Consider the following 16,973-nt stretch of genomic DNA (forward strand, 5'->3'; position numbering starts at 1 on the left):
CCGCGCTCCGAAGGTCTACGCCGACCGCGGCTACGACCACGACAAGTACCGCATCCTGGTGCGCGAGTTAGGCATCACACCGGTCATCGCCCGCCGCGGCACCGAACATGGTTCCGGGCTGGGCAAGATGCGCTGGGTCGTGGAGCAAACATTCGCGCTGCTGCACTGGTTCCGGCGGCTACGCATCCGCTGGGAGATCCGTGACGACATCCACGAAGCCCTGCTCAAACTCGGTTGCGCCCTGATCTGCTGGCGCCGTCTCCACCACTCAAAGAGTTAGGAGTTCTAAGTGGTCAGCCCGAACCGTTCGACGATCCCCGGAAGCCACTCCGGCTCGCCGAACTGCAGGCCGTAGCGCTCCGCGAGGTCGCCGCCCTGCCCGGCCGCCGCCGGGCCGGCCGCGATCAGCTCCGCCACCTCGCGGAAGAAGTGCTCGAAGCCGGCCGGGCTGATGATCTCGATCATCCGGGCCGGAACCGCGCCGGCGTTCCACATCGCGTGCAGTTCACCGCGCGGCTTGGCGATGTAGCCGCCCGGCCCGAGCACCACCTCCCGGTCGCCCGAGTGAAAGCCGATCTCACCCTCGATGACGATCGAGTACTCGTCCTCCCGGGTGTGCATGTGCGGTGCCACGAGTGCGCCGACCGGGAACGGGTGCTCGACGATCGCCAGCGCACCCCCGGTGTCCTCGCCCCAGAGTTTGAAGTGCACGCCGATGTCGCCGAGTTCGCCCACGCGCCCGCCGCCCGGCTGCACCACGGTCAACCGCGGCGGCTCCGATGTCGTCATGCGACGTGCTTACCGCAGCCGGACGCCGCAGGCCAGCGAATTCGGGGTACGCGGCGCGCCGTTCCGCTTCTTGGCCTCCTACCGGATCAGGGAAGCAACGTATTCAATGGGTTGAATGGCACGCATGCGTAATCAGGTCAGATTGCCGGGCATCAACCGGCGCCGCCGTCCCGATGCGGCGAACTCGGGGCCGGACTACTGGGAGCTCGGCACCGCTATCGCCGGCATCCTGTCCGTCCTGCTCGTCGGGGTGGGTCTGATCCTCACCAACGACTTCAACCGGGATCAGCTCGCACTGCAGCAGAAAACCGACCAGGAGCAGCAGGACCTGGCGCTCAAGGGTCAGCGGGCCGACCGATTCGTGCAGGCGGTGGACCAGCTGGGCCAGGAGGACGCGGACAAACTGGGGGTACGGCTCGGCGGCATCTACGCCCTCGAGGCGCTGATGAAGGAGTTCCGGGCGGACGAGAACATGGTGATCGAGGTGCTGTGCGCTTTCGTCCGCTCGCACGCGCCCTGGAATGACAACGACGAGCCCATCCCGGCGGCCACTCCTGATGTGCGTGCCGCGATGACGGTGCTGGGCCGGCGGCCGGATCCGGACGCGCACATCGCCTTGGACCTCAGCAACACCATGCTGGGGTTGACGCGCTTCAACCTTCCGGGCGCCAGCTTCCGTGGGGTGGATCTCTCGGTCGCGAACTTCTCCGAGGCGGTGCTGTCCCGCGCGGACCTGCGCAACACCAATCTCAAGAATTCCTACTTCGACCAGGCCGATCTCCGGGGGGCCAACCTGGAGGGTGTCGTGCTGGACGGGACAGACCTGCAAGGAGCAAATCTGTCCGGCGCGAACCTGCGGAGCGTCGACTTCACCGAAGCCGACCTGAAGGGCGCGGATCTCACCGGCGCGGACCTGACCGACGCCCGGGCGAACAGCCTGACCACCGCTCAGCTCAGCTGCGCGAGGGTGGACGCCACCACCCGGCTGCCGGCGGGGGTGCAACCACCGGCAGCCGACGCCTGGCAGCAGAAGAAATGCGCCGTGGACGCTGATTAGTGCCTTGCGGCCACCACCTCATCGGGCCGCGATCGTCGCACTATAACGGCTTCTGCAAGGCCGAGGACGCACTCCGCCAATCCGCTGCCCGCCCTTCGCCGGTTGGTGATGATGGCTGCGGTTCGCAGTGCTTCGGGGGTGGGCTCATGGCCGTACAGACGATGTCCGCTGCTGTGTCGGCGGTTCCGGCTCCCGGTCAGATCGTCGAGGTACGCGGTTCGACATGGGCTGTTGCACATGTGGCAGAGCAGGGCCTGCCTCGCAGCCCGGCTGACGAGTCGGCCGCTGTGCTCGATCACGCTGTGACGTTGCAGGCCCTGGACGAGGACCGGCTCGGTGAGGAGCTGACCGTCATCTGGGAGCTGGAGGTCGGCCACACGATCACGCCGGCTCAGGGTCTGCCGACCAGCCTGCTCGAGGAGGCGTTCGACGATCCGCACGACTTGGCCGGGTTCGTCGATGCGATGCGCTGGGGTGCGGTCACCTCTGCCGACGACCGGTCGTTCCAGTCACCGTTTCGCAGCGGTGTCTCCGTCGAGGCGTACCAGCTGGAACCCCTGCGGCGGGCGTTGGCCGCGCCGCGCACGAACCTTCTGCTCGCCGACGACGTCGGTCTGGGCAAGACGGTGGAGGCCGGGCTGGTGGTGCAGGAGCTGCTGCTGCGGCACCGGGCCCGGACCGCGATCATCGTGTGCCCGCCGAGCCTGTCGGTGAAATGGCAGGACGAGATGCGTGACAAGTTCGGGCTGGAGTTCGTCATCGTCAACAGTGAGATGATGCGCGAGGTGCGCCGGGCGCACGGGCTGGCGGCGAACCCGTTCCGGATCTTCCCGCGAGTGATCGTGAGCATGGCGTGGTTGCCCCAGCTCCGTGCCCAGCGGCTGCTCCGGGACATGTACGCACCGGCGTCACGGGGCTCGGGCCATCGGTATGCGTTCGACATCCTGGTGGTCGACGAGGCGCACCATGTGGCGCCGTCGAGCCCGTCGGTCGCGACGGGGGAGCGTGGCTACGCGATCGACACACTGCGGACGACAGCAGTGCGCGCGCTGGCGGACCGCTGCGAGCACCGGCTGTTCCTCTCGGCGACGCCGCACAACGGGCATCCGGAGTCGTTCACCGCGCTGCTGGAGATGGTTGATCCGCGCCGATTCCAGCGTGGCGCGAAACTCGATCCGAAGGCACTCGACGAGGTCACCGTCCGCAGGCTGAAAAGTGATCTGCCGGAGATGGGGTTCCCGCCGAGAACGGTGGAGACCATCCGCTTCGCGCCGTCCGAGGACGAGCAGGCCCGATTCGCCGAGCTGGATGCCCTGCTGCGTGCCGAGAAGGACCGCAGTGGTGGTGGTGACATCACGGCGATGCTGCTGAAGAAGCGGTTCATGTCGAGCCCATGGGCGTTCGGGACGACGCTGCACGCCTACTTGCAGAATCGGGACGGTGACACCGCCGCGATGCTCGCCGCCTACGACGAGATCCTGGGCGCTGACGCCGACGACGAGGAGGAGGGGCTGCCGGAGCAGGACGAAGCCACCGCGCTGCGGCAGGGTTCCCCGCTGGGAGACACACAGGCTCTGGAACGCCTGGCGCACTGGGGCCTGGAGTACGAGAACCGCGCCGATTCCCGCCTCGACGCCCTGATCGCCCGGCTCGACGAGGTCTGCCGGCCGGGCGGCTCCTTCAACGAGGAGCGGGTGGTGGTTTTCACCGAGTACGCCGACACCGCCGACTGGCTGCACCGGATCCTGGAACAACACGGCTACGGCAAGGTCCTCGCGGTCATCCAGGGATCGACCCCCAGCGAGGAACGGGAGCTCATCCGGACGTGGTTCTCGGCCGACCCGTCCCGTCACCCGGTGCGTGTGCTGCTGGCCACCGACGCGGCCGGTGAGGGCATCGACCTGCAACGCCGTTGCCACCGACTGATCAACTTCGACATCCCGTTCAACCCGTCGCGGCTGGAACAGCGCATCGGCCGGGTGGACCGCTACGGGCAGAAGCATTCACCGCAGGTGTTCCACTTCGTCCCGGAGACCACCTCCACCACGTACGCGGCGGACATGAGCTTCATGGCGCGGGTCGCCGACAAGGTCGCCAAGGTGGCCCGGGACCTCGGCTCGGTGAACCAGGTCATCGGCGCGGAGATCCAACAGCACTACGGCGCCCGCCGGTCCATGCCGGCGCCGTCCACCGGAGTGGACGCCACCGAGGTTGTCAACCGGGTGCTCAAGGGCAGCCGGGAACTCAACGCGCAACTCACCGACCTGGCCCAGGGTTACGCCGACAGCAAGGCCGGCCTGCACCTCAAGCCCGCCAACCTGCGCCGGGTCGTCGACACCGCCCTGCGGATCAATCACCAGCCGCAGTTGTCCCCGGCCGGCGAGGAAGGCGTCTTCGAGATCGGCACGGTCAGCCCCGCCTGGCAGCAGACCCTGGTCGGCCTGGACACGAAGCTCGATCCGGGCCGGCCACGGCCGTTCACCTTCGACGACGAGCAGGCCAAGGGGCGCGACGACATCGTCTACGTGCACCTGGGGCATCCGCTGGTCGCCAAGGCGCAGCGGCTGCTGCGCCGGTCACTGTGGAGCGCGGAGTCGCCGCTCAACCGGGTCACCGTCGTGGTGGTCGAGGACCTGCCCGCGTCGGTGGTCGCCGCGGTGACCCGGATGGTGCTGGTCGGCCGTGGCGGCGTACGGCTGCATGAAGAGATCTTTCTGGCCGGAGTACGGCCGTACAGTGGGCGGGCGATGGCCGAGGGACGCACCGAGGCCGCCCTCGATCTCGCCCTGGACGCACCGCGGCTGACCCTTGCCCCGCAAGCCGTCCGGCAACGGCTGGCCGCGCAGTGGAACGAGCCGGACGCGCCGCTGCGCGCGAAACTGCTGGACACGATGACGAGACGGGCCCGGTCACGGCAGGGGCAGATCGCCGGCCGGCTCGCTCGGCGGCAGGAGTCGGACGCGGCGCGTGCCCGGCAGATCTTCGCGGCGTTCCGGCGAAACCTGGCCGATTCCTTGGAGGAGATGACCGCTCCTGATCGGCAGGCCCAGTTGTCGCTGATCCCTGAGGATCCCGATCGGCAGCGGCAGCGGCAGCGTGACATCGAGGCGATGCGACGCCGCCAGGCCGAGCTGTCCGACGAGGAGGCACGCGAGATCGCCGCGATCGAAGCCCGCTACACCGATATCAAGCCACACACCACGGCGGCGGCCCTCGTCTTCGCGCTGACCCCGGCGGATGCCGCAGGCTGAGGTTGCCGAACTCCCGGCCACCGCAACAAAAGTGAATTAACCTCGCGTATATGGTCGTTTCGGTAAGAGCCGCCCGGGCCAGGACCGCGAGCACCGCCGACTCCCACCGCGCCTGGCTCGAGCTCGTCGACACCGATGGACCGTTTCTCGCCGTCCCCCCGCTGGCCCGGGTCTGGCCGCACGGCATGCCCGCCCTCGACCCGGCTCGCCGCGACATCCTGCGAACCGCGAAAGCGGCGTTCGAGGAAATCTGGGAGAAGACCGATTCCGGGGTACGCCATGACGAGTCCACCGCCGTCGAGGCGTACCGCCGAGCCCGTGACAGCTGGGTCCGCACCGTCCTGGAGAAGGTGATCGGCTGGCAGCGCCATCTCGAATGGCCACCGGTCGTGACCGTGCCCGGTGCGCGGGCCAGCTCCCCGAACCACGCCGTCACCACGCTCCCGACCGCGCTGCTGCGCGGCCCCGACGGCATCGGTGCCCTGGTCAGCGTGGTCGACCGGGTCGACAGCCTGCACCAGGCCGGCACCGACGGCTGGGCCGCCACCCCGATCGACCGTCTCGAACAGATGCTGCGCGACAGCGGCGTACCCATCGGCGTCGTCACCGACGGCCGCTGGTGGGGGCTGGTCTGCGCCGCTCCCGGCACGCCCGTGGCCTCCGGCATCGTCGACTCCCAGACCTGGATCGAGGAAGGCCGTGCCCGCGACGCCTTCTTCACCCTCCTCGACCGCCAGTACCTGATCGGCGGCGACGTCGAGGAACGCCTCGCCAAGCTCTTCGCCGACTCCGTCGCCGAGGCCGAGGAGATCACCGAAGCGCTCGGCGCCCAGGTTCGCCGCGCGGTCGAAACCCTCGTCCAGGCCTTCTCCGAGACCGCCGCCGACGCCCGCCGCCGAGGCCGGCCGGATCCGCTGCCCGACGACCCGCACGAGGTCTACCGCAGCGCGGTGACGGTCATGATGCGGGTCGTCTTCCTCCTCTTCGCCGAGCAGCGCGGCCTGTTGCCCACGTCCGCTCTCTTCACCGAGGGGTACGGCATCAGTGGCGAGCTCGACCGTCTCGAACACCGTGCCCTGCACGAGCACGAGGAAGCCCTCGACTCCACCTATCTCACCTGGCATCGCCTCCTCGCCACCAGCCAGGCCCTGTTCGGCGGCGCCTCGTTCGAGAACATGCGCATGCCGGCGTACGGCGGGTCGCTGTTCGACCCCGGCCACACGCCCCTGCTGACAGAACTCGGGCCGCAAGGCACCCTCGCCCTCCCCATCTCCGACCGGGTCATGTTCGCGGTGCTGCGCGCCGTCCAGGTCGCCCGGCTCAAGGGACAGCCCGCGCGCCGGATCTCGTTCCGTGACGTCGACGTGGAACAGATCGGCTACATCTACGAGGGTCTGCTCGGTTACTCCTGCACCGTCGTCCGCGGTCAAGCCGTCCTCGGGTTGGTCGGCACGCCGGGCGAGGAGCCGGAGATCCCGCTCGGCGTCCTCGAACGCCTCGCCTCCGACCACCCCGAACCCAAAGATCTCGCCACCGCGGTCATCGCGTGGACCAAGGAGGACCAGCCGGGCTCGAAGACCAAGACCGCGGCGGCGCTGGTCAAACTGCTCACCGCGGGCCCCAGCGAGCAGGCCGACCGGATGCTGCGCACCGTCACCACCGACACGCGGCTGCGCGGCCGGATCCGCCGCTTCGCCGGCATCATCCGGGCGGACCTGCGCGAACGGCCCGTGGTCGTCCTCGACGGCGGCCTACTGGTCATCGAGACACCCTCACGGCGGCACTCCGGAGCTCACTACACCCCACGAGCCCTGGCCGAAGAGATCGTCCATCACGCGCTCGAACCGCTCTGCTACTCGCCGGGGCCGTACCAGACCAACGAGTCCAGCGAATGGCGATTGCGCTCCTCCGGCGACATCCTGGCGCTCAAAGTCGCCGACATCGCCTGCGGATCCGGCGCCTTCCTGGTCAGCGCCGCCCGGTACCTCGGCGCCCGCCTCGTCGAAGCCTGGGCCGCCGAACAGCCCGGCACGCAGAGTCGCCCGGACATCCTCCAGCACGCCATCCGGCAGGTCGTCGCCCGATGCCTCTACGGCGCCGACATCAACCCGATGGCCGTCGAGATGTGCAAACTCTCCCTGTGGCTCGTCTCCCTCGACCGCGACCTGCCGTTCTCCTTCGTCGACGACAAGATCCTCTGCGGGAACTCGCTGCTCGGGCTCACCAGCCTCGACCAACTCCGCCACCTGCACATCAACCCGCCGAAGCACCAGCAGGCCAGCCTGTTCGACCCCGGCATCGACGACATCGTCGCCGAGGTCACCGACCTGCGCCGCCGCCTGGCCACCGAAGTCGACGAACGCGACCCGCACCGCAACACCTCCGCCAAGCAGCGCCAGCTCGCCCGCATCAAAGACCTCACCGCCCAGCTGCGCCACGTCGCCGACGGCGTCATAGCCGCGGGCCTCGCCCTCGGCGGCAGACCCGGCCGAGCTCTCGATGATTCGTACCGCGCGTTTCAGCAGGCGGTACGACGCGGGTACCCGCCATTGGGCGAACGCGGGGACCAGAGGGAGCTCGACGACATCATTCTTGACGGGCTGGAGCCGACAGTCCAGAACGAGTACACGCTATGGCAGCCGTTGCATTGGGTTCTCGAACTTCCCGACGTGATACTCGATGGCGGCGGCTTCGACGCCGTCATCGGCAACCCGCCGTTCCTCGGAGGATTCAAACTCACCGGCGCCTTCGGGGTGAATATGCGTGACTGGTTCGTGCATGTCGCGGCCAAGGGGGCGCGGGGCAACGCCGACCTGGTTGCGTACTTCCTGTTGCGAGCGCACGACCTGCTGAAGGCCACCGGCAACCTCGGCATGATCGGGACGAACACCCTTGCGCAAGGAGATACCCGCAGCGTCGGACTGGATCAACTAGCCGAGTACGGCACCGAAATTTCCCGGTCGATTCGCAGCCGGAAGTGGCCGTCCTCCAACGTCAGCCTCGAATTCGCGGCGGTGTGGGCTACCCGCGCCCAGATGATCGATTCCGTGATCCGCGTATCGGACGACACGCCGGCCAGCCGGATATCGACGCTTCTGGAGCCGGTCGGACTAGTGAGCGGTTTGCCGTGGAAGCTGGCCGAGAACCGCGGGGTTTCCTTCGAGGGGTGCAAGGTCTATGGAACCGGATTCGTGATAGATCCGCAGGAAGCGCAGCGGTGGATTTCTCAGGACGCGCGCAACGCGGACGTCCTGTTCCCCTTTCTCGGAGGTGAAGACCTCAACGGTCGTCCGGACTGCTCGCCGACGCGGTGGGTGATCGACTTCTTCGATCGCACCGAGGAGGAGGCGGCCCGGTATCGCCTTCCCTTCGCACGTGTCAGGGATACCGTCCGGCCCGAGCGCATGACGCTGAACAGAAAGGCGCTGGCGACGAAATGGTGGCAGTACGGCGAGAAAAGACCAGCGCTGCGGGCAGCGATCGCCGATCTCGACGAGGTTCTGGTAATCGCCAAGGTGAGCAGCGTGGTCATGCCCGTGAGGGTGCCGACCGGCCAGATCTTCACCCATATGCTCGGGATATTCGCGACCGATTCCTGGGCGGACCAGGCGGTCCTGTCGTCAGATTTTCATCGATTCTGGGCCATGGCCTATGGGTCGACGCTGGAGACGAGGGTCCTCTATGCGCCGTCCGATGTCTTCGACACCTATCCGCGGCCGGCAGCGATTCGGCAGTTGCAGGACGCCGGGCAGCAGTTGGACGTCAGGCGACGAGAGATCATGCTCCAGCGAGAGCTGGGACTGACAAAGCTGTACAACCTGGTCAACGATCCCGGCGTCACCGGCACGATGGACGTGGATGTAGCCGAGATGCGGCGGCTTCAGGTGGACCTGAACCGATCGGTCGCCGCAGCATACGGCTGGAGTGACCTGGACATGTCGCACGGGTTTCACACCTATCGGCAGGTCCGGCGATGGTCGATGAGTCCGGCGACGCGGGTACAGATGCTGGACCGGCTGCTGGCGGAAAACCATCGGCGGGCGGGAATCGAGGCGCAGGCCGGTCCGAAACCGAAGACTGCTCGTCAGCCGCGGAAGACGAAGGGCCATGTCGATGCCTGAGAGCCCGGTTGCCGCATACACTCTTGCGCACGATCCCGACGGGACTGGTGCGACTGTCCGCGAGAATCTCTTCGACATTCTGGGGCGAGAACTCCTGGGTCCGCGCAACGGACCGGATGAGGTTCTGCTGGAGAGTCCGCGCCAGCTCTATCTGGTCGGGCACATCGCGCCGGTGAAGTTGGACGGCGTTCGGCTGGACGGTCAGGCCGAGGACGCGGTGCTCGCCGATGTGCACGACGAGGATGTGCACGCCCAGCGTGGTGTGCCGGCCGCGCCGCCGGACGAGAGGGAGGCCGAGACCGGCGACGATGCGGTCGACGATCGTGCGCCGAAGCAGGGTTTGATGGTGCCGGCGTCGATGGGGCTGCGGTTTCAAGTGCCGGAGGATCTCGCCGAGTTCACCGTCCTGTCGAGTTGGGGCGTCTATCGGAGCGAACCCCTGGAAGAGGACGGCGAGGAGCGGAAGGGCCGGCCACGCCAGCAGTACCGCCGCACCCCGCAGCAGCACACCACCACGATCACTGTGGCCGACCTGACTCCGGGCCGGACCGCGGAGTTCACCGTCGCGGATCAGGTGAAGTTACGGGTCGACCGGTTCGACGATCCCCGGTACGGCCGCCGCCTGGTGGAGATCGCGTTGTGCAACGACCGGGTGACGCCGGTGCGGATCCCGGTGAACGAGTGGCTGTTCCAGACCCGGCTGCGGGTGGAGGCGGGCGGTGCGGCGGTGTTCCTGCCGGTCCGCGACGTGCTGACCGACGACTGGCCGGAACACGACCCGGAGGTCCGGCGGCTGGACCTGCAATACCGGGACCGGCTGGAGTTCGCCGTCGGGCGTACCTGTTCGGTGGACTGGGCGGTCGAGCCGGGCGCGCGGCGGGCGACGGCGGTGTGGACGTCGTGGCTGCCGGCCGCCGAGACCCCGCAGGTGCACGCCCAGTCCGTGGAGGACGCCCTGCTCAGCATGGCCGGGCTGGCCGGCGCCGACGCCGCCGCGCTGACGGCGGGGCTGACCCCGCTGATCGACGGGTACGGCGCCTGGCTCGCCGATCAGCGAACCCGCGCCGGGGACCTGCCGTCGCATCTGCGAGACACCGCCGACGTGGTGCTGCACAACGCGACCCGTGCGCATCAGCGGCTCGCTGCCGGGCTCGCCTGCCTGACCGAGGATTCTGAGGCGCTGCGCTGCTTCCAGTTCATGAACCGGGTCATGCACGATCAGCGGCAGCACTCGCTGATCGCCGCCGCACGTAACGCCGACGAGACCTTGAGCATCGACGACGCGACCGCCCAGGTTCTCGGAAATCCGAAGGCGGCGCCGACATGGCGGCCGTTCCAGTTGGCGTTCATCCTCATGCAACTGCCCGCGTTGACCGACCCGGCCGCCCCGGCGCGCAGTGGCGAGCTCGCGCAGGTGGAGCTGCTGTTCTTCCCGACCGGCGGCGGCAAGACCGAGGCCTATCTCGGGCTGGCGGCGTTCACCTTCGCGATGCGCCGCCGGCAGGGCCGGGTCGCCGCGGCCGGCGGCGACCTCGACGGCTCCGACGGTGTGGCCGTGCTCATGCGCTACACGTTGCGGTTGCTGACCGCTCAGCAGTTCCAGCGCGCGACCGCGATGGTCTGCGCCGCGGAGCTGCTGCGACGTGCGGACGAACAGACCTGGGGTGGCACGCCGTTCCGGATCGGGTTGTGGGTCGGCACTGATGTCAGCCCGAAACGCTGGGACGAAGCGAAGATCGAACTCGACAAGGTGCACGAGCCCGGTCGTGGCCACCGGTTGACGGTGCTGCAGATTCAGCGCTGCCCGTGGTGCGGCACCCCGATCTCGCCGAAGCATGTCCAGGCACGCAAGGCGGACCGTCGCATCCTGGTGTTCTGCGGCGACGATCTGGCGCAGTGCCCGTTCGCCAAGGGCCGGAGTGCCGAAGGCCTGCCGGTGCTGACCGTCGACGAGGAGATCTACCGGCTGACGCCGGCGTTCGTGATCGCCACGGTCGACAAGTTCGCCCGGCTGGCCCGCGAGGGGGAGGCCGCCGCCCTGTTCGGCTACGTAGCCCGCAGATGCGGCCGGCACGGGTACGTGCACCCCGATTACGCGGGTTGCTCGATCAAGACCAAGCACAACGCTGAGGAGGGCCTGCCCGCGGCGACCGTGGCGCCCACCGTACGGCTGCGCCCACCAGATCTGATCATCCAGGACGAGCTGCACCTGATCACCGGCGCGCTGGGGACCGCTGTCGGCCTGTTCGAGGTGGTGGTCGAGACGGTGGCGACCTGGCAGCGGGCCGACGGCGCAACGGTCAAACCGCTGATCGTGGCGTCGACCGCGACCGTGCGGAACGCCGAAGAGCAGGTGCGCGGCCTGTACGGGCGCGGGGTCGAGATCTTTCCGCCACAGGTGCTCGACGTGGCCGACACCTTCTTCTCCCGCGAGATCGCACCGGACGCGAAGACACCGGGCCGGCGCTACATCGGTGTCTGCGCGCAAGGGGTGCGGCTGTCGAGCGCGGAGATCCGGGTCGCCGAGGTGCTCCTGCTGGCCGGCCAGACGTTGTTCGACCGGTGCGGCGCGCAGGCGGACCCGTACATGACGCTGGTCGGCTACTTCAACGCCACCCGGGAGCTGGCGGGAATGGCCCGGTACGTCGCGGACGACGTGCAGACCCGGGTCGGCCGACCGGCTCGTGGTTCCGGGTTCCCCCGGCGGGTCGGTGCCGCGTTCAGCCAGCTGCGCACCGGCGAACTGACGTCGCGGATCGCCTCCCGCGACATCGCGGAGACCCTCGATCAGCTCGCGGTACCGTTCGACCCGGATTATCTGAGCACGCAGGCCACGCTGGAGCGCATCGCGGCGGTCAAGGACGGCAAGAAACTGCCGCCCGCGCCCGCGGCGCCGTTCGACGTCGTGCTGGCCACCTCGATGCTCCAGGTCGGCGTTGACGTGCAGCGTCTCGGGCTGATGCTGGTGGTCGGCCAGCCGAAGAACACCGCTGAGTACATTCAGGCCTCCTCCCGGGTCGGCCGGGACCCGACGAATCGCCCGGGACTGGTGGTGTCGCTCGGCAACTGGGCCCGGCCCCGCGACCTGGCGCACTTCGAGCAGTTCCGGCACTACCACGAGACGTTCTACAAGCAGGTCGAGGCACTGTCGGTGACGCCCTTCTCGCCGACCTCCCTCGACCGGGGCATCGACGGGGTCCTCGTCGGCGCGGTGCGCGTCAGCCAGGCCCACCTGGCCGAAGGCCTGTCACCGGAGGCGAACGCGGGGCGCGTCGAGGCGCAGCAGGAAGCGATCCAGCACCTCATCGCCCGGCTGAACGAACGGATCCTGGCCGGCGCCAGGGACGAGGCCGTTGCCGGTGAAGCCGCCGATCGGCTGCACAACCGCCTGCAACGCTGGGCGAAACGGCACAAGCACGCGAACAAGATGACCATGTCGCTGGTGTACGAGAAGGGCAAGGAAGGCCAGACGTACCCGCTGATGACCAGTCCGGAGAAGGCCGCCGCCGAGCCGTGGAACGGTGAAAGCGAACCGTTTGTCGTCGCGCACTCGATGCGCGAGGTCCAACCCGAGATCAACCTCCTGGTCAGCCCGATGAAGGAGCGGATGTTCGCCGCCCCGCCCGACAACGCCCCGGCCTGGGTCTTCCCGATGGATCAGGAGTAGCGGCATGACCGACACCATGATCTTCCAGTCGGCGCCGCTGGACCCGCTCGCCGACGCCGAGCAGGCCAACGACAAGAACCGTGCCAAGGTGGGTTCCGCGCGGCCGTCGACGTTGCTCTACAGCTACGGTCCCGGCGCGATCATGGATCTGCCGCAGTTCTCCGTCATGCCCGCCGGGCTCGACGACTGGGACCGGATCTGGGCCCGCCGGGCCCACATCCCCACCATCATCGAGCCTCGCCTGCTGCGGGCGGTCCAGGTGCACCTGGGCCCGCAGGCGACGGAGCTGCGGCCGTATCCATGGCAGGCCACCTCGGGCCAGAGCAAAGCCGGCGACGATCTCGGCGTGCCCGCCCGGGTGTTCCCGCAGTGGATGCGCTGCACCGGCTGTGACCTGCTCGCGGCCCTGCCGCGTTTCCAGTACAGCAACACCAACCCGTACCGGCCGGACCTGGCTGAGTTCGGCCACACGAACTGCCCCGGCCGCAGCGGCAACAAACCGGTGCGCAAGGGCAGGAACACGCGCGTTGCGGTGCCGGCCCGCTATCTGCTGGGCTGCCCCGACGGCCACCTGGACGAGTTCCCGTACGACCGGTGGGTGCACAAAGGCGGCGCGTGCCCGTCCGGGATCGCGCATCCGACCCTGAAACTGCGGGACGCCAACGTGGGACAGGCCGTCAGCGCGACCATCTACTGTGAGCAGTGCAAGAGCAACCGCAGCATGAACGAGGCCCAGGGCGCCACCGGTGCCCGCAAGATACCTCAGTGCCGGGGCCGCCACCCCCATCTGGACGCCTTCGACTCCGGCTGCGGCCACCGGGCAAGACTGATCACCATGGGAGCCTCGAACCTCTGGTTCGCGGCCACCCAGTCGGTGATCGTGATGCCGCGCACCGAAGCCGACCAGCGCGACGCGATCATCGACGCGTTGCGGGCCTGCCGGGAAGACCTGGAAGACGCCTCTGACAGCCCGAAATGGCTTCGGAAGCTGGTGGTGAAGCAGAAGGTCGACGCCGGCGGCGTCACTGACGCCGCACTGCTGGCCGCAGCGCAGAAAGTGCTCAACCCGTCGGCCGACGACGACGCCGATCTGGAAGACGCACAGGACTGGGATCCGACCTCACTGCTCATCCCCGAATGGGCCTACCTGCAACAGCCCGCGCTGTTCCCGAAGCAGGAGAACTCCACCGGCCTCATGGTCACCACCGTCCATCCCGACCACCTGCCGGAGCCGGTCGAGCGGGTCGTGGAGGTCAACCGGATGAAGAAGGTCAACGCCTTCATCGGTTTCACCCGGATCGACGAGATGGAACGCGCCGGCGACCTGCCACACCGGCTGGTCGCCCTCACCCGCAACGGCAAGCCCCGATGGATCCCGGCCACCGAGGATCGAGGCGAGGGCGTCTTCCTGCAACTGCGCGAAGACCTCGTCGCGCCGTGGGAGGAACAGATCGAGAAGAGTAACCTGTGGGAGGCGCACCGCCAGGCGCACCGCCGCAACTTCCATCGCCGGTTCTCGCAGACCGCTCAGAGCATCAATCCCGACGAGCGATTCCGTCCGCCCCGCTACTGGCTGGTGCACACGCTGTCGCACGTGCTCATCCGGGAGATGGCCATGAGCTGCGGCTACGGCGCGGCCAGTCTCTCCGAGCGGATCTACGCGTGGAAGCCGGACAGCGACCGGCCGGCCGCCGCCGGGCTGCTGATCTGCACCACGGCCTCCGACAGCGAAGGCACGCTCGGCGGCCTGGTCGCCCTTGCCGGTCAGGTCGGCGACCTGGTGCGCTCCGCGTTGCGACGGGCGGCCCGCTGCTCATCCGACCCGATCTGTGCCATGCGCACCCCTTCCGACCCGGAGGACTTCCTGCACGGCGCGGCCTGTCACTGCTGCTGCTTCGCCTCCGAGACCTCGTGCGAGCGCGCGAACCGGTTCCTCGACCGCCGGCTGCTGTTGACCCTGCCGACCATCGGCGGCGAGCAGGTCACCGGGCTCTTCGATGCCGACTGACCCGTACGCCGCCCTCGGCGCCTTTCTCGACGGCAGCGAGGCGGGCCGGCTCGCCGCCGCGCTGCGCGAGGGCCGGCACACGTCCAAAGCCCTCGAAGAGATCGGCAGGTCGCGCCGGGACACCGCGACCACACTTGTGAAAGCCGCAGGCCTCGGCCACACGGACCCCGCGCTGAGCAGCGCCGTGCTGCAGGCCGTCGCCGGGGCGCGCGGACCACGCCCGGACGGCACGATAGGCCGGGCCACGGTCACCCCGGTCTGGACCATGCCGGGCGCCGGCGCGAAGACGGGACGGCTCACCAGCGAGGCCCGTCGCATGGTCGAGCGGGCCCGGACCTCGGTCGTCTGCTCCAGTTACAACTTCACCGGCAAGTCGGAGATGTGGGCGCTGCTCCGGGCGGCGAGCGAGCGGCCGGGAGTGGCCGTGCGGCTCTATCTCGACACCGTGACCGGTGAGCCCGCGAAGGCCGCAGCCGATCTGCCGCGGGTCACGGTGTGGGGCACCCAGCCGCGTCCCGGTGACGAGAAGCCCGTGACGAACCACGCCAAGTTCGTCATCGTCGACCATGCGCTGGTGCTGCTGACCAGCGCGAACTTCTCCTACAACGCCGAGCACCGCAACATCGAGCTCGGCCTGCTGGTCCACGACACCGCACTCGCCATGTCGATCGAGAACGAGTTGATCGCGCAGCACGGCAAGAGTTACGCCCTGGCGTGCGCCGGGAGACGATGACGATGCCACCCGTGCGATTTGTGATCATGCAGTCCTGGTGGCTGGCCGCCCGGTTGGTCCGCCGCCACCCCGAACTGAGATTGATCGAGACCCACCCCGGTGGCGGCCAGTACGACTGTCTCAGCCTGGTCCAGGGACAGAAGAGCCTGATCGACATCAACCGGGCCGGCAGCATCCACGTGTTCGGCGACCATGATCACCTGGCTGAGCCCATGCAGGCGATGTTCGAGCCCGAAGCAGCCGCCGAGCTCGTCCCGAGACTGGAACGGGCCGCCGGGCTGGCCCCGCCGTCACGAACGCCACCCTCGACACCGGCGGTTCTGGCCTTCCGCACCGTCGCCCACCTCCTGGCGATCACCCTCAACTCCGGGCGGACCTGGGATGTGCGCAGCGTCTTCCTCGACTCCAGCGGCGGCATGGGCTGCCAGATCAACACGCAGTACCTGGAGCCGTTCCCCATCGCGGCCGGGCGGGCCGAGCAGCGCCGCCCCGACGACTTGCACGGCGTGCCGCACTACCGCTACTGGACGGTTCTGCGCGACGAGAAACCCGTAGCCATCCTCGACTGCGACGGCTACGTGTACGTGGGCGACGAAGTGCGGCACCTGCCCACCCTTTACAGCGGTCACGGGCGTCGCCTGACGCCGGCGGTCACCGCGGCTCTGGCCCCCATCCTGCCGTGAGGGCTCACAACAGCCCGGCGAAGACCGACGCCGTCGTACGGTGCAGACTGCGCCCGTTGTCCGCGTACACCGTCGGCAGGTGGAAGAGCGCCGTGTCGGTGAAGACGTATCCGTCGGTGTCGAGGACGGCGACCGCCGAGCCCTCGTGGTCGAGCAGCGACCAGTACCGGCCCCCTTGCCGCACCGCCTCGTCGGCGCCGGGGTCGCGCTCCCGCACGAGCGGGAACTCGTCCAGGTCACCCGGCCGGCTCGACGTGTCGTGCGCGCTGAGATAGCGGGGCCGGTGCACAGTCGTCACGGCGATGTCCGCAGCGACACGGTAGACGAGGGTGCGGGGTGTCGACTGCGGCGCGTGCGCCGGGCTCGGCAGGCCGGCCGCCTCCTCCACGATCCGGACGAGTTCTGCCGGGTATTGCTGTACCAGCGCTTCGAAGGGCCATGCGGTACTCCGCCGATCCGCATCGACAGCGTGGATGCTGCCCTTCTTCACCCGGTTGACATAGATGTGGGTGGCGTCCGACGGCCGGGTCAGCTCCAGCATGTTGGCCATGACGAAATCGTCGTCGCGTTCCTGCACGAGCAGATCCGGGTGCCGCCGGGCGATCTCCGCGATCAGCCACCACGAGAGGGCGTATTTGAAGGGGTGCGCGAGACGGTCAGCCAC

10 protein-coding genes are annotated in these 16,973 nt (G+C 68.7%); 8 read left to right on the plus strand and 2 right to left on the minus strand.

The features are described 5' to 3' along the window. Positions 1-280, plus strand: a 280-nt coding sequence (locus AC0NH5_RS34345) for a transposase (protein WP_474411173.1), incomplete at its 5' end; no start/stop codon positions are given. 5 nt (positions 281-285) lie between these two features. On the opposite strand, the gene AC0NH5_RS34350 is transcribed toward AC0NH5_RS34345, so the two are convergent. Next, a complete protein-coding gene (locus tag AC0NH5_RS34350) occupies positions 286-789 on the minus strand; it encodes a cupin domain-containing protein (protein WP_474411175.1) in 504 nt (167 codons plus the stop codon). Between the two features lie 124 nt (positions 790-913). Between AC0NH5_RS34350 and AC0NH5_RS34355 the strand changes: the two genes are divergently transcribed. The 7 genes from AC0NH5_RS34355 to AC0NH5_RS34385 all read left to right on the plus strand — a co-directional run bounded on the left by AC0NH5_RS34355 (position 914) and on the right by AC0NH5_RS34385 (position 16,309). Beyond that, complete coding sequence (locus AC0NH5_RS34355; RefSeq protein ID WP_474411177.1) at positions 914-1,846, plus strand: pentapeptide repeat-containing protein; 933 nt, start codon at positions 914-916, stop codon at positions 1,844-1,846. A gap of 161 nt (positions 1,847-2,007) precedes the next feature. Continuing rightward, complete coding sequence (gene drmD, locus AC0NH5_RS34360; protein ID WP_474411311.1) at positions 2,008-5,097, plus strand: DISARM system SNF2-like helicase DrmD; 3,090 nt, start codon at positions 2,008-2,010, stop codon at positions 5,095-5,097. Positions 5,098-5,588: 491 nt separating this feature from the next. Continuing rightward, positions 5,589-9,218, plus strand: coding sequence for an Eco57I restriction-modification methylase domain-containing protein (locus tag AC0NH5_RS34365; protein ID WP_474411178.1), 3,630 nt, complete (start codon positions 5,589-5,591; stop codon positions 9,216-9,218). Continuing rightward, entirely contained in the window at positions 9,205-12,885 is a 3,681-nt protein-coding gene (gene drmA / locus AC0NH5_RS34370; RefSeq protein ID WP_474411180.1) for a DISARM system helicase DrmA, read from the plus strand. The genes AC0NH5_RS34365 and drmA overlap by 14 nt, the downstream gene beginning before the upstream one ends. A 4-nt stretch (positions 12,886-12,889) precedes the next feature. Continuing rightward, positions 12,890-14,893 carry a DrmB family protein gene (gene drmB, locus AC0NH5_RS34375; protein WP_474411182.1) on the plus strand — a complete coding sequence of 668 codons (2,004 nt, stop codon included), beginning with the start codon at positions 12,890-12,892 and terminating at the stop codon, positions 14,891-14,893. Continuing rightward, entirely contained in the window at positions 14,883-15,626 is a 744-nt protein-coding gene (gene drmC, locus AC0NH5_RS34380) for a DISARM system phospholipase D-like protein DrmC (protein ID WP_474411184.1), read from the plus strand. The genes drmB and drmC overlap by 11 nt, the downstream gene beginning before the upstream one ends. Before the next feature lie 11 nt (positions 15,627-15,637). Further along, positions 15,638-16,309, plus strand: coding sequence for a TY-Chap2 family putative peptide chaperone (locus AC0NH5_RS34385; RefSeq protein ID WP_474411186.1), 672 nt, complete (start codon positions 15,638-15,640; stop codon positions 16,307-16,309). 4 nt (positions 16,310-16,313) lie between these two features. Here AC0NH5_RS34385 and AC0NH5_RS34390 read toward each other — a convergent pair whose 3' ends face one another. Further along, a complete protein-coding gene (locus AC0NH5_RS34390) occupies positions 16,314-16,973 on the minus strand; it encodes a TY-Chap2 family putative peptide chaperone (protein ID WP_474411188.1) in 660 nt (219 codons plus the stop codon).

This window comes from Actinoplanes sp. 13, from assembly GCF_056134165.1.

Bases quoted from the DNA above. Each gene is read 5' to 3' on its own strand.
- drmA (WP_474411180.1), top strand. From the start codon at position 9,205: ATGTCGATGCCTGAGAGCCCGGTTGCCGCATACACTCTTGCGCACGAT.
- AC0NH5_RS34350 (WP_474411175.1), bottom strand. From the start codon at position 789: ATGACGACATCGGAGCCGCCGCGGTTGACCGTGGTGCAGCCGGGCGGC.
- drmC (WP_474411184.1), top strand. From the start codon at position 14,883: ATGCCGACTGACCCGTACGCCGCCCTCGGCGCCTTTCTCGACGGCAGC.
- drmB (WP_474411182.1), top strand. From the start codon at position 12,890: ATGACCGACACCATGATCTTCCAGTCGGCGCCGCTGGACCCGCTCGCC.
- AC0NH5_RS34355 (WP_474411177.1), top strand. From the start codon at position 914: ATGCGTAATCAGGTCAGATTGCCGGGCATCAACCGGCGCCGCCGTCCC.
- drmD (WP_474411311.1), top strand. From the start codon at position 2,008: ATGTCCGCTGCTGTGTCGGCGGTTCCGGCTCCCGGTCAGATCGTCGAG.